Annotated in this window: 18 protein-coding genes; 5 read left to right on the forward strand and 13 right to left on the reverse strand. The window is 67.9% G+C overall.

The genetic code is table 11. The features are described from left to right. Positions 1-12 precede the first annotated feature (12 nt). The 5 genes from V6U86_RS00245 to V6U86_RS00265 form a co-directional block, all read right to left on the reverse strand. A complete protein-coding gene (locus V6U86_RS00245; protein WP_334497029.1) occupies positions 13-843 on the reverse strand; it encodes a creatininase family protein in 831 nt (276 codons plus the stop codon). Beyond that, positions 831-2,579, reverse strand: coding sequence for an ABC transporter permease (locus V6U86_RS00250; protein WP_334497031.1), 1,749 nt, complete (start codon positions 2,577-2,579; stop codon positions 831-833). Before V6U86_RS00250 ends, V6U86_RS00245 begins: the two co-directional genes overlap by 13 nt. Then, positions 2,576-3,649, reverse strand: a complete 1,074-nt coding sequence (locus V6U86_RS00255; RefSeq protein ID WP_334497033.1) for an ABC transporter ATP-binding protein — start codon at positions 3,647-3,649, stop codon at positions 2,576-2,578. The genes V6U86_RS00250 and V6U86_RS00255 overlap by 4 nt, the downstream gene beginning before the upstream one ends. Positions 3,650-3,711: 62 nt before the next feature. After that, positions 3,712-4,758, reverse strand: coding sequence for an extracellular solute-binding protein (locus V6U86_RS00260; protein ID WP_334497035.1), 1,047 nt, complete (start codon positions 4,756-4,758; stop codon positions 3,712-3,714). Positions 4,759-5,020: 262 nt separating this feature from the next. Then, the gene (locus V6U86_RS00265) at positions 5,021-6,169 is read right to left on the reverse strand and encodes an ROK family transcriptional regulator (protein ID WP_334497037.1); all 1,149 of its coding nucleotides are present in this window, start codon (positions 6,167-6,169) and stop codon (positions 5,021-5,023) included. A 522-nt stretch (positions 6,170-6,691) separates the two neighbouring features. On the opposite strand from V6U86_RS00265, the gene V6U86_RS00270 reads away from it, so the two are divergent. Beyond that, a complete protein-coding gene (locus V6U86_RS00270; RefSeq protein WP_334497039.1) occupies positions 6,692-9,427 on the forward strand; it encodes a sugar-binding protein in 2,736 nt (911 codons plus the stop codon). Between the two features lie 345 nt (positions 9,428-9,772). Here the strand turns inward: V6U86_RS00270 and V6U86_RS00275 are convergent, their stop codons facing one another. After that, entirely contained in the window at positions 9,773-10,711 is a 939-nt protein-coding gene (locus V6U86_RS00275; RefSeq protein ID WP_334497041.1) for an AraC family transcriptional regulator, read from the reverse strand. 72 nt (positions 10,712-10,783) lie between these two features. Here V6U86_RS00275 and V6U86_RS00280 point away from each other — a divergent pair, with 72 nt between their 5' ends. After that, positions 10,784-11,623, forward strand: a complete 840-nt coding sequence (locus tag V6U86_RS00280) for an NAD(P)H-binding protein (RefSeq protein ID WP_334497043.1) — start codon at positions 10,784-10,786, stop codon at positions 11,621-11,623. A 194-nt stretch (positions 11,624-11,817) separates the two neighbouring features. On the opposite strand, the gene V6U86_RS00285 is transcribed toward V6U86_RS00280, so the two are convergent. Continuing rightward, entirely contained in the window at positions 11,818-12,075 is a 258-nt protein-coding gene (locus V6U86_RS00285; RefSeq protein WP_334497045.1) for a transcriptional regulator, read from the reverse strand. Between the two features lie 275 nt (positions 12,076-12,350). Here V6U86_RS00285 and V6U86_RS00290 point away from each other — a divergent pair, with 275 nt between their 5' ends. Continuing rightward, positions 12,351-12,770 carry a hypothetical protein gene (locus V6U86_RS00290; RefSeq protein WP_334497047.1) on the forward strand — a complete coding sequence of 140 codons (420 nt, stop codon included), beginning with the start codon at positions 12,351-12,353 and terminating at the stop codon, positions 12,768-12,770. A 12-nt stretch (positions 12,771-12,782) separates the two neighbouring features. On the opposite strand, the gene V6U86_RS00295 is transcribed toward V6U86_RS00290, so the two are convergent. From V6U86_RS00295 to V6U86_RS00305, 3 genes are read right to left on the reverse strand one after another with little or no spacing between them, the layout of a single operon-like run. Continuing rightward, the gene (locus V6U86_RS00295) at positions 12,783-13,532 is read right to left on the reverse strand and encodes a hypothetical protein (protein ID WP_334497049.1); all 750 of its coding nucleotides are present in this window, start codon (positions 13,530-13,532) and stop codon (positions 12,783-12,785) included. 41 nt (positions 13,533-13,573) lie between these two features. Next, the gene (locus V6U86_RS00300) at positions 13,574-13,891 is read right to left on the reverse strand and encodes a hypothetical protein (protein WP_334497051.1); all 318 of its coding nucleotides are present in this window, start codon (positions 13,889-13,891) and stop codon (positions 13,574-13,576) included. Positions 13,892-13,900: 9 nt separating this feature from the next. Next, complete coding sequence (locus V6U86_RS00305) at positions 13,901-14,557, reverse strand: hypothetical protein (RefSeq protein WP_334497055.1); 657 nt, start codon at positions 14,555-14,557, stop codon at positions 13,901-13,903. Between the two features lie 211 nt (positions 14,558-14,768). On the opposite strand from V6U86_RS00305, the gene V6U86_RS00310 reads away from it, so the two are divergent. Then, positions 14,769-15,251, forward strand: coding sequence for a hypothetical protein (locus tag V6U86_RS00310; protein WP_334497057.1), 483 nt, complete (start codon positions 14,769-14,771; stop codon positions 15,249-15,251). Between the two features lie 38 nt (positions 15,252-15,289). On the opposite strand, the gene V6U86_RS00315 is transcribed toward V6U86_RS00310, so the two are convergent. Together V6U86_RS00315 and V6U86_RS00320 are read right to left on the reverse strand one after the other, a co-directional pair. Continuing rightward, the gene (locus V6U86_RS00315; protein WP_334497059.1) at positions 15,290-15,724 is read right to left on the reverse strand and encodes a hypothetical protein; all 435 of its coding nucleotides are present in this window, start codon (positions 15,722-15,724) and stop codon (positions 15,290-15,292) included. A gap of 63 nt (positions 15,725-15,787) precedes the next feature. Next, positions 15,788-16,507, reverse strand: a complete 720-nt coding sequence (locus V6U86_RS00320) for a VOC family protein (protein ID WP_334497061.1) — start codon at positions 16,505-16,507, stop codon at positions 15,788-15,790. A 395-nt stretch (positions 16,508-16,902) separates the two neighbouring features. Here V6U86_RS00320 and V6U86_RS00325 point away from each other — a divergent pair, with 395 nt between their 5' ends. Next, positions 16,903-17,307: a DUF1062 domain-containing protein gene (locus V6U86_RS00325; RefSeq protein WP_334497063.1), complete on the forward strand. Its 405-nt coding sequence runs from the start codon at positions 16,903-16,905 to the stop codon at positions 17,305-17,307. Between the two features lie 93 nt (positions 17,308-17,400). Here the strand turns inward: V6U86_RS00325 and V6U86_RS00330 are convergent, their stop codons facing one another. Next, positions 17,401-17,994 (reverse strand): DUF4240 domain-containing protein, encoded by a 594-nt coding sequence (locus V6U86_RS00330; RefSeq protein WP_334497065.1) that lies wholly within the window; start codon positions 17,992-17,994, stop codon positions 17,401-17,403. Between the last annotated feature and the right edge of the window lie 164 nt (positions 17,995-18,158).

Genomic DNA, 18,158 nt, shown 5'->3' on the forward strand with positions numbered 1-18,158 from the left:
TGACGAGCGGGGTCATCCAATGGCCTGGTTGGACGGGGCGGGCCGGTCCGTCCCGGGCGGGCCGGGTAGCGGCGCGGCCAGCCACGCCTCGATCACCTCACGCAGCCGCGTGCCGGCCAGCTGGCGGATGCGTTGCCCGGCCGGCTCGTTGGCCAGCGAGACATGACCCGACCAGCCCTGCCACGGGTCGGGCCTCGACTCGATCAGCACGTAGGGGTACGTGGTGGCAAGCTTCGGCTTCGGCGGCAGGTCCGGTGTGGCGTCCAGGTGCACCGTCGCGGGGTCAAAGCCGAGCACGGCCGACGTCTCGTACGCTCCGCCGTGCCCTCGGGACGGCAGGGCGCCGAAGATCTCGCTCGTCTCGTCTGGGCTGACCAGCTGGAACCAGTTGGCGAGCAGGAGGCTCGCCAGGTGTCGGCCGGAGACCCACTCCATGGCGGCACGGACGGTGGAGAGGTTGGCGTCGTGACCATTGACCACGAGGAGCCGAGGAAAACCCGCCTCGACGATGCCGGCGAGCACGTCGCTGAGGTACCCGACGGCGATCTCGGGCCGTAGCGCCACCGTGCCCGGCCACGGCCGGGTCTGGCCGGGGCAGGCGGCGTACGGTGCGGCCGGGTAGAGCACGGCACGGGCGGACCCGGCGGCCAACTCCCCGGCGAATCCCTCGGCGAGGAGCAGGTCGGTGCCCAGTGGCAGGTGCGGGCCGTGCCACTCGACGGCGCCGACCGGCAGTACCGCGAGGTCCGCCGCCTCGGCCACGGCGGCGAGCGCGTGGCCGGGGACCCGGGTGATCGGCAGCAGTCCGCCCTCGGCCCGCCAGCGTTCGATCAATTCGTCCACTGAACGGCCTTCCTGGTCGCGGTGCGGCTGCTCTCCAGCCGGCCGGAGAACCACATCACCACGAAGATGAGCAGCACCTGGAGCATGCCGTACGCCGCCGCGGTACCGAGTTCGAAGGAGTACATCCGGTTGTTGATCGCCACCGAGATCGGCACTGTGGAAGAGGTATAGATCAGCACTGAGGCGACGAACTCGCCGACACCGTGCACGAATGCCAGCAGTCCGCCGGCGAGCACGCCGGGCAGCATCAGCCGCAGGGTGACGCTGCCGAAGGCCCGCACCCAGGAGGCGCCGAGGTTGCGTGCGGCCTCCTCCAGGGACGGATCGATCAGTGCCAGGGCCGCTGAGCTGGACCGGAACACGATCGGCAGGAACCGTACGAAGTAGGCCAGCGGCAGGATCCAGAAGGTACCGACCAGGACCTGCCCGAGGCTGAAGGCGTTGCCGGTGCTGAACGCCGAGATCAGGTTGATGGCGACGACCGTTCCGGGCAGCGCCCACGCGATCATCACCGCCACGTCGAGAAGACCCCGCCCGACGAACCGCAGCCGTCGCACCGCGTACGCGATGAGCACGCCGATCGCCACGCAGCCGACAACCGCGATCAGGCTCATCTGCACCGAGTTGAGGATCGGTTGGAAGGCCTTGGGATCGGAGAAGATCGTGACGAAGTTGTCGAGCGTGTACGTCGTCGGCAACACCTGGGTGGTCCAGGAGCGGTTCTCGGAAAAGGCCACGAGCGCGATCGTGGCGACCGGTGCGAGCAGGACGATCGTGGCAAGCACCGAGGCGAGCGGGGCCAACCAGCGGCCGATCGGATTGTTGATCTCCCGCCGGGTCGCCGAGATCCCCTTCGACTGCGACTGGTAGCTGCGCCGGCCCTCGTACCACCGCATCGACAGCAGGAAGATGATGGAGACGATTCCCAGCACGGAGGCGTACGCCGAAGCCATCGGCAGGTCGCCGTTGGTGCGGTTGATGTAGATCTGCATCGTCATGGTCTGGCTGACGTTGAACAGCAGCGGCGCGGTGTACGACGCCAGCGAGGTCATGAAGACCAGCAGGGACGCCGAGACCAGCGCCGGGGTGAGCATCGGCAGCATGACGGTCCGCCAGACCCGCACCCGGCCGGCGCCGAGGTTGTACGCCGCCTCCTCGACTGACGGGTCCATCCCGGCCAGCGCCGCGGCGGCGGCCAGGTAGAAGAACGGGTACATGGTGAACGTGTGCACCACGAGGACCCCGGCGATCCCGTCGAAGGCGAGGACCGGTTTGTCGGTGCCGAAGAGCGCCTGCAGCCCACGCGGCAGGATGCCGATGTTGCTGTAGAGCAGTTGGAAGGACACGGCACCGATCAGCGGCGGCAGCGCCGCCGGCACCAGGATGAACGCCTCGAGGAGCCGGCGACCCCGGAAGGTGAACCGCTTGAGCAGGAAAGCCATCGAGACGCCGACGGTGCCGCAGAGCAGCACGCTGCCCGCCGAGATGAACAGCGAGGTGAGCAGGGACTGCCGGGCCACTCCCGAGGAGTTCAGGAACTGGAGGTAGTTCTTGGTGCCGTCGGCACTGACGCTCTCGGCGAAGGTCGCGAACATCGGTTGTACGACGTAGCCCCAGAGCACTAGGACGAGGGGCAGCACGAGCAGGTAGGGGAACCACCTTGAGCTGGCGCCGCCGCTCAGGCGCCGGCCGAGCCCGGTCAGCCAGCCGGGGGCGGGTAGGGAACGCACGGTCACGGTTGGACCACCCAGAGCCGTTCGGGTACGAGACGCAGACCCACGACGTCGCCGAGCCGGATGCCGACCGGTGCGTCGATCACCGCCGCCATCACGTCGGTGCCGTCGACGTCGACGCTGAGGTGAGTCGCCATGCCGGTGAACTCGATGTGGCTGATTCGGCCGCGCAGTGCCGACTCCTCGTCCGGGCCGGCGATCGTGATGTGTTCCGGCCGAGCCGACACCAGCGCGGTGTCTCCCTCGGCGAGGCGGTGCCCCACGGCCGCGCCGACGTCGAGCGTCGCGCCGCCGGGCAGGCGTACCTGCACCCCGGTCTCCTTCGCGCTGACCACCGGCAGGCTCAGTACGTTGCTGCGTCCGATGAAGCGTGCCACGAACGCGTTCGCCGGCTGGTAGTAGACCTCATGCGGTGTGCCGACCTGCTGGACCCGGCCGGACTGCATGACGGCGATCCGGTCCGACATCGCCATCGCCTCAGCCTGGTCGTGCGTCACGTAGAGGCTGGTGATGCCGCTCTCCCGCTGGATCCGGCGGATCTCGGTGCGCGTCTCCTCACGAAGCTTGGCGTCGAGATTGGACAGCGGTTCGTCGAGCAGCAGGGTGCGGGGCCGGATGACCAGCGCCCGGGCCAGCGCGACCCGCTGCTGCTGACCGCCGGAGAGCGCGTCGATGCGGCGGTCGCCGTACCCGCTGAGGTGTACCTGGGCGAGGGCTTCCTCGACCCGGCGGGCCCGGTCCGCGCGGGGGACCCGGCGGACCTTCAGCCCGTACGCGACGTTCTGCGCGACCGACATGTGCGGAAAGAGCGCGTAGTTCTGGAACACCATGCCGGTGTCGCGTTTGTTCGGCGACCAGCGCGTCACGTCGTCATCGCCGAAGTGGATGTGCCCGGAGGTCGGAAAGTAGAACCCCGCCACCATCCGTAGGGTCGTGGTCTTGCCGCATCCGCTCGGTCCGAGGAGGGTGAAGAACTCGCCGGCTCCGATGGTGATGGTGACGTTGTCGACCGCCGCCGCGTCGCTTGACGTGTCGAAGCGTTTGCTGACGGTTGCCAGCCGGACATCGATCATGTTTCTGGGTCCTTCCAGGACGGAGCCGGGTCGTGCCGTGGCACGACCCGGTCCCGGTCAACTCAGCCCTTGTCCTTGATCTCCGCGTTCCAGTGGTTGATCCAGGCCGTCTCGTTCTTGCCGATGACGTCCCAGTCCACGTCCATCGGCTTGAGGCCGAGGTTGGCCAACCACTCCGGCTTCTCGGAGATCTCCACCGCGGGGATCTGGAAGTAGTCCTTGGCGAGGGTGGCCCGCAGCGAGTCGTCGAAGAGGAACTCGAGGAACTTCTGCGCTGCGGCGTTCTTGCCGCCCTTGACCGCGGCCACACCGTCGACGAGCACGGGGGCGCCCGAGGCCGGCATGACGTAGCCGAACGGCATCTTCTTGTCGGCCTGCAGCAGGACGTCCTGCAGGTTCCAGGCGCTCACGACGCCCTGCTCACGCGACATCTTCAGGTAGAGGTCCGCGGGGTTGGCGGCGTACTCGACGGTGTTGGTGTCGAGCTTGCGCAGCCAGTCGTAGCCCGGCTGGGGGTTGGACCCGTCGGCCGAGAGACGCTGGATCATCGAGGAGTAGATCGAGCGCATGGTGCCGGAGGCAGCCACGTCCCGGATGATGATCTTGCCATTCCACTTCGGGTCGACCAGGTCGTCCCAGTCCTTCGGCGCATCTTGCGGGCTCAGCGCCTTGTTGTTGTACATGATGACCTCGGGCAGCAGGATCTCCCCGTACCAGCGGCCCTGCGCGTCCTTGTACCGCGCGTCCATCTTCCCCGCGAACGAGGGCTGCCAGGCCTCCAGCAGGTCCTCCGTGGCGGCGGTGGCGAGGCCCTGCTGAGTGCCGCCCCACCACACCGACGCCTGCGGGTTGGCCTTCTCGGCGCGGACCCGCTCGAGCACCTCCTGGGCGCCCATGTTGAGCACCTCGACCTTGCCCTTGTACTCGGGGTTCTTCGAGGTGAACTGCTCGACGACGTAGTCGGTGACCGCCTTGTCGCGGGCGCTGTAGATGACGAACTTCTCGGCCGACGCGTTCGCGGACGAGCCGGTGTCGCTGCTGCTACCGCAGCCGGCGGTGGCAGCCAGCATCGCGCCGAGCGCGATCGCCATGACCCAGGGACGTCTCATTGTTACCTCCACTCACGGGGGATCTACGGGAAGGTTCTAATAGAAGGTCGTGAATTGAACTCGTCGTGCCCAATGCGGTGGTTCGCCGGTCCGGGGTTACGGCGTCGGAGGACGGGTCGTGCCCGGAGCGGGGTTCGAGGGGGTCCGCCGGGGGCGGGAGCGTCGGTGGCGCACCGCATTCGGTTGTTTCGGGGTACGGAGGCGCCGCGGCGAACGCGGGTGTCGGGGGCGGTGTGGGGGTCGTCGGTCGGCGGTGGGGTGGTCAGGGCAGTGAGGGCAGTGGAACCGCGGCCGACAGCGCGTAGCTGATCGCTCCGTGCAGCACGGCCTGGTCGCCGAGGGTGGCCCGGCGTACCTCGGTGGGGGCGGGAGTCTTGGCCGAGAGCAGCCCTTGAAGCTGTTCGAGTGCGGCGTCGTCGAGGTCCGCGGCGGCGCCGCTGAGCAGCACCATCCCCGGGTCGATCACACAGACGCAGGAGAGGATGAGTCGGGCCCAGGCGTCGAGAACCTCGTCGAGGTAGTCGCGGGCCGGGCGCGACGCGGCGGCGAGTTCGATCAGCTCCCGTACCGGCGACTCGGGTCGCCGCCCCGGGTGCAGGGCGACCAACCGCTCGGCGATGGCGTTCACCGACCAGCGGGCCTCGAACTCGCCAACGCCGCTGTAGCTGCGCTGGGGTGTGGCGTCCAGCGGCAGGAAGCCCACCTCGCCCGCTGCTCCGCTGGCGCCCCGGCGGACCTTGCCGTCGAGCACGAGCCCGGCGCCGATGCCGTCCGCGACGTGGATCAGCAACAGGTTGGTGACGTCCGCTCCGGCGCCGGCGACACACTCGCCGGCGGCCATCAGGTTGACGTCGTTGTCGACGACGACGGGCACGCCGAGCCGTCGCTGAACCGACTCGCCGATCGGCCACGCCTCGACCAGTCCCACCGACGGCGCGAGGCGTACCGCGCCGTTGGTGGAGACGCCCGGCACCGCGATGGCGACGCCGCGCAGTGACGGCAGGTTGTCGCCGACCAGGTCCAGGATGAACGAGCAGATGGTCTCGACCACGTCGCCACTGAATCGCGTGGTGCGATGCGCGATCAGCGCACCCTCGCTGTCGGCGATCTCGCAACTGATCCGGGACGGTTCAAGCGAGACCGCGGCGACGAGCTCGGCACGTGGATTGAACTCGAGCATCTCCCGGGGGCGGCCGGTGGTGGGGGCACCCGGTCCCCGTTCGATGAGGTAACCCTCGGCGATGAGCTCCCGCACCAGCGCGGTCACCGTTGCTGCTGGGAGTCCCGTCATCTCGGCGAGATCAACTCGGGACAGCAGTCGAGCCTGCCGGGCGGCCAGGATCACCGAGAGACGTTTGATCTCACGGGACCGTTCACGGCTGACCGGGCTGGTCGGGGCTTTGTCGGACACAGTTATTTCCTACTGAGAAAAAACGGTGGCGTCAAGTAACGAGATCATCTCGGCCGTCGGCGGGGGAGAACGTAAATCCACAAGGGACGCCACCGGGGATTCCTCCGTCCGATCGGACTAATCCGGCCTCATGGCAGAAGTCGTGCCGCCCAAAGGCGGACAAAAACCGCTCACTACCAATGTGGAGCGACAGCCCACGGGGCATGAACAGGCACATCGTTTCTTCAAAGAAGGAAGAAAGTCGTCCTGACCTATTGACTGGCCGTCGACAAGATCCCTAGCGTTACCGGCCGAAGGCCTTCGGTGGATCCATCCCTACCACTGTGCGTAACGCTCACCACGTGACGCTGGGCGGACGCCACTACCCCCACTGTCGAGCGACACGCACGCGTGGAGACCGTCTCCGGTCTCCAGTGGACAGCTGTTCATGCTTCAGGCCCGGCAGGAGCCAACTGCCAGTAGGTCTCTGTCGGGCCTGTAACCGTCCCCCGCAGCACTCGCCCCCACACGAAGAGGTATGCCATGAAATGGCGCACCACGGCGTCGATCGCCCTGTGCGGTCTGCTGTCGCTTGGCCTGGCCAGTCCCGTCCAGGCCGGTCCCAAGGGCCCATCGCCCGAGCAGACATCCCCCAAGAAGCCGTCCGACAAGCCGATCAAGCCGGTCGACCTGGATATCATGTTCATCGGCGCGCACCCCGACGACGAGGCCGGCCAGCTCGGCATGCTGGGGTACTGGAACGAGTATCACGGCATGCAGGCCGGCGTCATCACCACCACCCGCGGCGAGGGCGGCGGCAACGCCACCGGCCTTGAGGAGGGCCCCGAGCTCGGCATCCTCCGGGAGGCCGAGGAGCGTCGGGCGGTGGGCTGGGCCGGCGTCGAGAACGTCTACAACCTGGACGCTCTCGACTTCTGGTACACCGCCAGCGCCCCGCTGACCGAGGAGGTCTGGGGCTACCAGGAGACACTCTCCCGGATCGTGCGGGTGCTGCGGACCACCACGCCCGAGGTCATCCTCACGATGAACCCCTCGGCGACCCAGGGCAACCACGGCAACCACCAGAAGGCGGCCATGCTGGCCGTCGAGGCCTTCTACGCCGCAGCCGACCCGACGGCGTTCCCGGAGCAGATCAAGCAGGAAGGGCTCAAGCCCTGGCGGGTCTCCCGCATCTTCCAGGCCGGTGGCAGCGGCACCACCGCCACCAACGGCCCCGCCTGCGAGACCACCTTCACTCCGGCTGAGGCCAGCGACGTCATATTCGGCACCTGGCAGGGCTACGAGTCGGCGCGTCACGACGGCAACCGGTGGAACACGGTCCAGACCTGGGCCCGCCGGGAGTACGCGTCGCAGGGCTGGGGCAACAGCTCCTTCCCGACGACCAACCCGGACAGCATCGGCTGCAACCGGCTGACCCTGATCGACACCCGCACCCCGTACCCGGACCCGAACGTGGGCGCCGGCCTCGGTGCGCTCCAGGGCGCCAACCTCCGTGCCCCTGGTGGACTTCCGCTCGGCACCGAGGTCCACGTGCGCCCGCAGAACTGGGAGGCCCTCGCCGGGCAGCCCCTGCGCGTCGACACGGTTCTCTACGCCGAGAAGGCCATCCCCGGCGCCACCGTCTCCCTGCAAGTTCCGGCCGGCTGGAAGGTCACCGGCAACGGCAACGTCGGCACGCTCAGCCCGCGCAAGGAGGTCGTGAAGAGTTTCACGGTCACCCCTCCCGCGCAGCTTGAGGTGGGTACGCGATTCCGGATCAACGCCACGCTGACCAGCAAGAAGGACGGCAGCGGCACCAGCAGCGGCCTCGTGCAGGCGACCGCTCCGGTGCGGGGCACGCTCGAACCGCTGGAGGAGATCGCCGACTTCCGCGAGTGGACCGTACGGAACAAGACCCAGCAGCTCGACGCGCTCATCGAGTCCCTGCGGAACATCCCCAGCGGCGGCACCCGCAGCGTCAAGGTCAACCTGACCAACCACAGCAACCGGACCCAGTCCGGCAACGTCAAGCTGAACCTGCCGGCCGGCTTCTCGGTGGCCGAGCAGCAGCTGCCGTACAGCGGACTGCAGGCGGGCGCCAAGGGTTCGGTGACCTTCACGGTCACCAACACCGACACGTCGCTGCCGACCGCCAACCGGGCGCCGGACAACGGCGCGTACCCGGTGCGGATCGAGACCAGCTTCGACGGTGGCAGCGCCACCGAGCCGGGGGCGTTCAACCTGGTGCCGGTAACCTCGATCCCGCGGGCCAGCACCGCGCCGTCGGTCGACGGCACGGTCTCCCCGGGTGAGTACACCGGCGAGGTCATCGACATCTCGACGCGCTGGGAGGGCACCGCCGCTCCGGCGTCGGACATCTCCGGCACCGCCCAGCTCACCTACACCGACGAAGCCCTGTACGCCGTCTTCAACATCACCGATGACGTACTCGGCACCGTCCTGCCTCCGGAGGACTGCAAGCGTCCGCGCCGTAACGACAACATCGAGTTCGGCATCGACCCGCGCGGCAACTCAGCCAACACCTCCACCGTGTTCAACGTGGCGCTCTTCCCGGCCACCAACGACCCGGCCAACGGCAACCCGCCGTGCTTCGCCCGGGAGCGGGACAACCACCAGGGCGGACCGGAGACCGCGCCGGGTCTCGAAATCGCCTCGGTCGTCACCAACAGCCCTTACGCCGGGTACCGGATCGAGGTCAAGGTTCCGTTCAGCGTGCTGCCGGACACCATCGACCCGAACCAGATGGCGATGAACATCCTGGTCAACGACTCGGACACGCAGGACCTGTCCGGGCAGACCCGAGTGGGTTGGTCGACCTGGAGCGGCGTGCGGGCCGACCCGTGGCGCTGGGGCGTGGCGACGCTGCCAGGTCTGACGGCGCTGCCGTCGGCGCCCAAGGCTCCGATCATGCCCGACACCGCGGCCCAGAGCGTCGACTCGCCGCAGACCATCCTGCAGTCCGCCTCAGATGGTGTGGCACCGGGTGGTTACACGGCGCTGCCGGACAACACCGTAAAGATCAAGAAGGTCACCCGGACCAACTCGACGGTTTCGGTGGACCTGCACGTGAAGCAGCCTGGCACCGCCCGGGTCTTCGTCTGGGACGGACAGCGGGTCGTTGCGCAGACCACTGTCAACCTGAGCAAGGACCGTACGCTCGTCCTGCCGCTGAACGGGGCCATTCCGGCCGGCTCCTCGCTGCTCGTCTCGTACGAGCGCGGCGGTGCCACCACCGGTCTCGCCCAGCAGCTGCGCTGATCAGACGGCTCACCGCGTCGACCTGACGCCACAACCTCATGGGCCGGGCCGCGAGGCCCGGCCCATGAGCACACTCGCCGACTGATGCGGCCACGTCATCCAGCAGCGGACGCGACCGGCCGCGGTTCCGTTATCAGAGACCCCGATTCCATGGGCACCACCCCTGACCGGGCACTGTCTAAGACGCCCCGCCCGCGCCTCGACAGCTGGCAATGCGCCGTTGAGTGCCCGGCGCAATCACGGCGACGAACACGCCGGAGCATCCCGTCGCGCTGATCTGCCGTCGGCGATCGGCTGGACCGTCGAGGCACTCCTCGCGCAGGCCATAGGCGTGCGAGCACGCTTCTACCCGCGGGCGGCCAGCCGGTGCTGCCGCGGGCTCACGCCACGGCGGCGCTTGAAGGCGGTGCTCAGGGCGAAAGGGCTGCCGTAGCCGACCTGGTGGGCGACCGCACCGACGGTGGCGTCCCGTTCGCGGAGCAGGTCGGCGGCGAGGGCCAGCCGCCACTCGGTGAGGTATGTCATGGGTGGTTCGCCGACCAGCGCGGTGAACCGGCGGGCCAGCGCGGCCCGGGAAACCCCGCTCTGGGCAGCCAGCGATGCCACGGTCCAGGGTTTCGCGGGGTTGTTGTGCAGCAGCTGCAGGGCCCGGCCGACCACGGGGTCGCTGTGTGCTCGGTACCAAGCAGGGGCCTTGGCCCCCGGTTGGGCGAACCATTCCCGCAGCGTGGCGATCAGCAGCAGGTCGAGAAGGCGGTCGAGCACAGCTTCCTGACCGGGGTCGTCCTTCACGATCTCGGTGGCCAGGAGCGGGACCAGCGGGGTGTCCCAGGATTCGCGCCCGACGACCACCAGCGGCGGCAGCGCGGCCAGCAATCGCTGACCAACGACGCCGTGCGTCGTGTACGTGCCGGTGAGCAGGATCGTCGAGCCGTCCAGCCCGTTGCCCCACGTCCGCACGCCCATCTGGGTCATCTCGAACAGTTCCTGGCCATCCGGAGTGGTGCACCGTTGACCCTCATGGATGATCACCTGCGGCGCCGTGGCCGGGTGGTTGGCGACGGTGTACGGGCCGGGGCCGCACCTGATGGCCACGTCTCCGGGGCCGAGCCGTACGGCCGTGCCCTCTTCGGGAACGATCCAGGCGTCGCCCCGGACGTTGGCCAGCAGGGCGAGCGGCGCCTTATCCCTGATGGCGATCGACCAGGGCGGCATCAGGATCGAGCGGAGCAGGAACGCGCCCTGCGCCCGGGGTCCGTCGAGCAGACCGGAAACAGCATCCACGTAGACGATTGAACATGCTAGTGCGCGTCTTGGCTATGTGTAGTCTCACCGATCTGCACTTCAATGGTCCGTATGACAAACAAGCGAGAGCAGAAGGCGATCTTGGTCCTGGGCGGCACGGGCAAAACCGGGCGCCGCGTTGTAGAGCGACTGCGGGGCAGGGGAGTGCCGGTCCGGGTCGGTTCCCGGGCCGCCGAGCAGCCCTTCGATTGGACGGACCGGACGACCTGGGCGCCCGTGATCCACGATGTCGGCGCCGTGTACGTGTCTTTTCAACCGGATCTCGCCGTGCCGGGTGCCCTCGAGACGGTCGGTGCGTTCGCCGATCTCGCGGTGGCATCCGGGGTCTCCCGGCTGGTGCTGCTGTCCGGCCGGGGCGAGGACGAAGCGCAGGCCGCCGAGAAGCTGATCCAGTCCGCCGGCGTCGAGTGGACGATCCTGCGGTCGAGTTGGTTCAACCAGAACTTCAGCGAGGACTACCTGCGGGACCCGGTCGTGGGCGGCGAGGTGGCTCTCCCGGTCTCGACCGTGCGCGAGCCGTTCGTGGACGCCGACGACATCGCCGAGGTGGCCGAGGCGGCACTGATTGAGGGCGGACACGCGGGGCAACTCTACGAGTTGACCGGCCCGCGGCTGCTCACCTTCGCCGATGCGGTCGCCGAGATCGCCGGGGCAACCGGCCGGCGCATCGACTTCGTTCCGGTCTCTATCGAGGATTACACGGGGGCGTTGACCGCCGAGGGCGTGCCGGTTGAGGTCGTCGAGTTGCTGACGTACCTGTTCACGGCCGTCCTCGACGGTCGCAACGCCCATGTTGCCGACGGGGTGCAGCGTGCCCTGGGCCGTCCGCCGCGCGACTTCGTCGACTACGCCAAGGCGGCAGCCGCCGCCGGTGTCTGGAACAGGGCGTAAGGCGGGAAGGTTCACCGATCGCCATCACGTCGGGGACGACCGCTCGCGTGGGTAGCTGCGCGTGTCGCCCAATGGGCAGCTTGGTGATCTGATCTCCGTGGCTGCCCTCATTCTCGCGCGTCTGCGGTCCGCGTCCATCACACTCCGGCCGGTCGCGGGCCACTCCGAGGTCCGACCGGGGCCGAGAGTCATCGTCACCGTCTCCGCAGGAAGGCGTAGACGATTTTGTTGGAGGCGAATTCCGAGATGTTGACGAGGTCCCAGCCGAACTGGCCCAGGAACTCGGCGGCGGCAACGGCCTCGCTGACCTTGTCGCCGCTGACGCCGTGATGGGAGACGACGGCCAAGAGGCGATAGGGGTACGTCCGAAGATCGGCTTGGCCCTGCAGGACCGCCCGGGCGGTGACCATGCGGGTCCGGGCGATCTGGTCCGGGGTCTCTGCTGCGGGCATACCCGGCACCATAGTGGCTCGTCGCTCGGGCAGTCTGTCAGCGTCGCAGCCGGTATGTTCGAGACGTGTATGCGTCGGCCGGTGTCTCTCGTCTTGTCCTGACGCTTGTTGCGGTGCTCGCCGCTGCCGCCTGTGACGGTGCGTCGGCTCCCGCGGGTGCGCCGACCACAGGGGCGGCCACGAGCAGCGTTGCCTCCGCCGCGCCCACCGCCTCGGTCGGCCCTGTCTATCGGGCTCAGGATCTTCAGCTGTGCAAGCGTACCGATCTTGGACCGTTGGCGGAGCTGTCCCTGACGGTGGCCCGTACCGACCCGAGGCCACCGCTGGGGCAACCGGGTGCGGCGTGTCTGTTCGAGATGCGGACGAAGGACGGGCACCAGGCGAACCTGCGGGTGGAGGCGGCCACGCCGGCCAGTGAGCAGGAGGCTCGGCTGCTCTACCGGGCCACGGCGCAGGTGACGGTGATGACTCCGGCCGGCGTCGTCACCGGTGTGGGCGACGAGGCCGAAGCCTTCACCAGGCGTTCCGAGCCGGGCTTCAAGTACGCGGAGTACATGGTCCGGGCGCGCACGGGCAACCTGGTGGTGAAGGTCTGGCTGGCCGTCGGCGGTGCTTCGTACGCCGCCACCGAAACGCTCGCATCGAAGGCGCTGACGTTGCTCAAGGCGACCCAGGCGGCCGTACCCACTGTGTGATGCGCTCGTGGGTCATCCTCGGACGGCCTCGGGCCACCGCCCACCGGGTAGCTTCGAGTGGTCGCCGACCTGCGTGGCGATGTCTCGGATGTTGCCCAGCGCGTCGACGAAGCGTTGGCCGATGGTGAGCAGAACGTTTAGGCCGGCGGTGACCATGTCTCCGACCGACTCGGCGAGGGTGGAGATGGCCCACGGTAGGTCGATGACGGTCACCCCTTCACTCGCCGCCTGCGCCAGCTTGCCGACCAGCCCCGTGACGATCTTCGCGAGTTCGACGGCGTAGTCGACGTTCGCCTTGGCGATCGTGAACAGCCACTGGCTGATGAACTCCGACTTGACGACGGACTCGTCGACCGCGGCTTTCTGCTTGACGGCCTTGGCGTTGTAGGCACTCGCGGCGTCGCCGGTCCACTTGGGCAGGTTCTCGTTCGCCGGGTCGGTGGTGGCGGATGAAAGCTCGGAGACCGGGGTCTTCACGTCGTTGACCCAGCGGAAGCTGACGTGGATCAGCGAGAGCACCGGCAGTTGATGCTCCAAGGCCTGCTCGACGCGGTCGAGGACGACGTTCAGTGCCGTTTTGGTGCTGTCCAGGCTGTGCTTGATCCACAAGAGCGCTGCCGGGCCGAGGAGCCACTTCCACTGCTGTACCTGCTCGACGATCTCATTGAACTTTGCGATCGCCGTGTCGATGCCGGAGCGGATGTGGTCGAAGGCCTTGTTGAACGGTTCCCCGTACTCAAGATCAGTAGTCCCTGGCTGCATGGGGTGCTCCGTGCCCTCTCCGAACGTCGCGCGGTTGGTCGCTAGGCCTTGAAGATCTCGTTGAGGTCCAGTGAGATGACCTCGTCGGCCCGGTCGTACTCGTCGGCGATGCGACGCAGGGCCTCGCCGACCTGTTCGAATTCGGTCACCGCTCCACTCAAGATGGCGACCATGAAGGTGTGGAAGTCCTTGTATGCCAGCGAGTGGATGAGGACGTTCGCGTCACCGATGAAAAAGGCCGACGGGTCGAGATGCAACTGCTCCGCAGCGACCTTGATGGCGGCGACCTGATCCGACAGCGTCAGCCACTTACCTCCCTCATCACGGAGCGAGTCGGTGATGACGTTCAGCGCATCCATCTCACTACCTCACGATCCAGTCTGTCCGGCGCTGGCCAGCTCGAACACGCGGAAGAGGGAACGGGCTTCGTACTGCAGCTGACCCGCGTCCGCCCGCGCGATCTGCCGGGCGTCGCCGGTGATGCCGGTGATGCCGCCTCCGCGGATGCGCAACGTCAGGCAGCCGTCGGGGCTCGACATGCTCGACTCGTCCGTCTGCGTGGACAGGCGAGCCGCGGCGTCCAGCTCTGCGTCAAGGTCGTGCAGCGTCTGCCAGGTGTCACGCAGCCAGGTGTGCTCGTCGACGTCCCGATCGGGGCTCCTGTCCAGCGGCTCCTGATCCGGCGCTGCGGGACCACTCGGCTCCGTCTGCAGACGAAGGAGCGCCGCCAATTCGAGGGCAGCCTGCACGGCGGCGGCGTACGCCTCGAAGAGCGCATCGGCGAACCCGTTGGGACCGAGCCGGCTACGCCAGTCGCGAGCGATCGTGACGGCTGAGACGTTTCGCTCGGTGTCGACGACGACGCGGACGGAGCCGGTCCGGTCCACTCCGGAGCACTCCGCGGGTCGCAGTTCACGTCCCGTCTCGCGCAGCGCACGATCGGCCTGCTCGCGCAGGGCGGAATCGTCGCCCAGGAAGTCCAGGCTTGCCAGCTTGCGGCGTTCATGCCCGCTGCCCTGCTGCATTCGCCCCCGGCCTTCTGCTCAGTCAACCCTGTCCGTAGTCCGCCCGCCACGGCGAGGTAGGACCACGGTACGTGAATGACCAAGATCCGTGGGACCCGCGCTGGGCCGACGGCTCCCCACGGCGAGGACATGTCGCGGCAGAGATGCCCCGGGGACCGAGCCGGCCTTGTCGCCGGAGACATCGAGGACAGTGCTCATTAAGCTCGTGTCTATGAACGCGTACCGGCTTGTGGCGGTTGCCTGCCTGGCCTTGCTGGTCACATCGGGTTGTGGCTCCCGGCGGTCCATGACCACAGCAGATACCCCGACGACCTACACGTGTTGCGATGGTGAGGACGTCGATACGGTCTACCAGCCTGGCCAGGAGATGACGGTTCACTGGATCGTCAGGCCGGGCGCCGACCCCGCCGCGAAGCCGGCAGAGGTCGAGCTGACCGCGCGCCTGACCGGCCCGTACGGGGATGTCAGCGAATTGAAGAGCGCTGCAGGGGATACGGCTCGGCCCGCTGTTGGAGAGGTGACGTTCGAGGCCCAGCCGGTGCGGCCATCGGGTGCGGCGGGCGATCGACCGGTCAGCGTCATACCAATCGCGGAGGATGCCCTGCCCGGCTACTACAACCTGATCTTTGCCGTCCATCAGGGTGGTGGGGGTGTGGGCGGAGCGAGCGTCGTCCGGGTGGCCCCCAAAGCTTGAGCTCAGCGGACGTTGCCGGTGAGTGTGCACGGTAAGGGCTATGCCCAGGGTGGCGTGTATTGGCCGAGGTAGTCGCGGGCACGGGGGCGCGGGTCATGCCAGTACTGGTTCGGCATGCGGTGGTGGTGCTTCTGACAGAAGTCAGCGAGACCTTCGGTGATCTTGAGGTGCTCCAGCGGTTGGCCTTCGAATTCCGTGTTGACCGCCAGCAGTTGCGGCTCGGGATTCCAGCCTGAGTGGTCGAACGCCCAGCCGTCCCAGGCAGCGTAGGTGTGGAAGACCTGCCGCTGGCCTGGGAGGCGCACCCCAGCTATCTCGATGGGCCTGTCCGGATAGGATTCCCGGCAGACCCAGGCGAGGATGTGACAGGCTCCGGCAGCGAAGAAGGCCTGGTCTGTCCGGTCCCAGGCGACCCGCTGGTCTGACCGCTCGATTGGCGTCCGACGAAACGCTCCCGCTGCTCTGGCTGCCATGGCCGCACGCTAGTGGATGAGCTGGGGGATCGGATCATGTCGCCGACGGGGCGTCGCGGTGAGTCACCGCAGTGCGGTCGCGAGTTCGGCGGCGGCATCGAACGCGGGTGCGGCTTTTTCGGATTCGTCTTCCGTGAGCGTGACGGACTGTGCGCGGGCCAGCATCTCGGCCGCGGTCTTGGGATCGTGCAGCACCATCGCGAGTTCGGCGCGGTAGACCAGGACCTCGACCAACTCGACCGGGTCGTCGTCGGTCTGTGGGCGGGCCAACGCGCTGTCGAGGATCCGAACGCCCTGCCCGACGCTTCCCCTGGAATCGGCTTGCACGACGGCATTCGCCAGGGCCTTGGCCAGCCGTCCGGCAGGCGCGGCGGCCGGCATGGGGGCGGTGGCGGCGGCCCGAAAGACGCGGATCCAGTTGCCGCCCGGGTCGATGACGCTGAATCCGCCCAGCCCGTCGGCGTTCTTCCGCGCCCTGGGCCGGGTCATCCGCGGCGTTCCGGACACCAGTACCTTGCCGTACGCGGCGCGCATGCCGTCTGCGAATGCCCGGTGTAGTCCCTCGATGTCCGCGGTGAGTACGAGACACGAGCCATAAGACTGCTCCGGGTCAAATCCCGCGATCTCGAAGAACTGCAGATGCAGGTCTTCCCGCTGCACCCCCACACACGCGTTGGGCTTGCGCTGCTTGTACGTGGTGCGGAAACCGAGAACTCCGTAGAAGGCTTCGATGTCGTCAATGGATGCGCACGGCAGCAGGGGAACCGTCACCTCGTTGGTCATGCCTCCTTCCTAAGCGTCACAGGGTGTCCATCGCACATGGAAATAGCCGATCGTCGCCTTCGGTCATCCGATCGGATGATGACCCACGAGCAACGCGGCGCAGCCAAGCCATCGGCGGTGCCTTCCTGCCGGGGCCGCGAGGGCGGACGACGCGTGGTCGATGCGCGGGTCGCCGACCCCAACCCTCGGTGCTCGACACCATCGCAAAATCGGTAGCCTCGCCAGCGCGTCCCGCCCTACCTTGCAGCTGGGTCTTTTTCTCCGACCCACCTACGAGAGGACTTCACCCGCGTGACGCCGCCTGCTCTTTAGCCCTGACACCTTCCCCGTGCATCGGTCGCCGACGTCGCCGTCGGCTCTTTTCCCATGCCTTCCGTCAGGTCTTCAGAGGGATCATGTCTACGCGTCCTCATATCGTTTCGTCCTGGACCCTTCGGCGCACGCAGCTCTCCCTGCTCGCGTTCCGCCGCGTCCACTGCCATTCCGGCCTCGCCAGCACCGGCGACGGCACGTTCCGCGTCAATGCCAACGGCAAACCCCTCGGCATCCTGCTCCCGGTCGCCTGCGTTTCCTGCGACCGCACCAGCAAGATCACAGTTCACGATCGCGTCCCGGTCCGGTACCTGGATCCGATCCTCTTGAAGGGCTACTCCGGCAACTCCTCCCGCCGCAGGCCTGAGCTGGGGCGAGAGGCAAGGTGGCCTTACCCCGGACTGCACCACGCGGCGGTCCGCGCGCGGTCGCTCATGACGGGGCGCGAACGAAGATCAGGGTCGGCCCGATACCGGCGAGGGAGGTGAACGACCGGGTGTGCCGGGTCAACAGTTCGAGGTTGAACGGTCCGGCGGCGGCTTGGCGCGCCCGTGTCCACGCGTCGGGCTCAGCAGTCGAGATCACTCCTCGCCAGGGCCGAGGAACAACTCGGCCAGTCGGGGGAGCCGACGCCGCATCTCGTCATCGTCATCAAAGTCGAAGTCCTCACCCATGTCGGACTCGCGAGCCTCGTCGATGCCGACCGCAACGTGCTGACGGGCCTTCATCGCCTCGTAGAAGGCCTCGTCGTCACCACCGGTGACCTCCTCGTAAGCCTCGCTGGCCACGTAGTTCACCGACTCGGTGAACAGCGCGCCGTCGTCTTCCTCGGCCGCCGCTTGTCGCACTACGGGATGGTCAGCCAGGCCGTCGGGGGAGGCCAGGACACGTTCGTACCACCCGCGCCCGAGCGCGATGACTCCCGCCCGGAAATCGATGAAGCTGTCGTCTGAGCATCCACCGCCGATCAGGTACGCAGCCGCCCACACGTCCCAGCGGTAGAGGGCGTCATGGAGCTGATCGAACAGCTCCTGGAACTGGAGAATGTCCTCCGGTGATGTTGCCGCCAAACGCGTCACCAGTGCCGCGGCAACGGCCTCACCGCCGTCGCCGGTCCGCCCGTCGAGACCCGCCCCGGCCGACTCCACGACCGCCCAAAACCCGTCTACGTTCATGGCGCGAGAGCCTCTCAGGGCGGACCGACACAACTCAGGCCTGGCGACCGCGCGCCAGTCGCTACCAGCCCGATCTGGTCCACGGCGCGAACGCGCCCGTATCCGGAACGAACGACAACGAGGCTGGGGCCAACCCGCCACCCCGCGCAGCCTGACCCCAACAC

Origin of the sequence: Micromonospora sp. CPCC 205558, assembly GCF_036902955.1 — a bacterium.
GTDB lineage: Bacteria > Actinomycetota > Actinomycetes > Mycobacteriales > Micromonosporaceae > Micromonospora.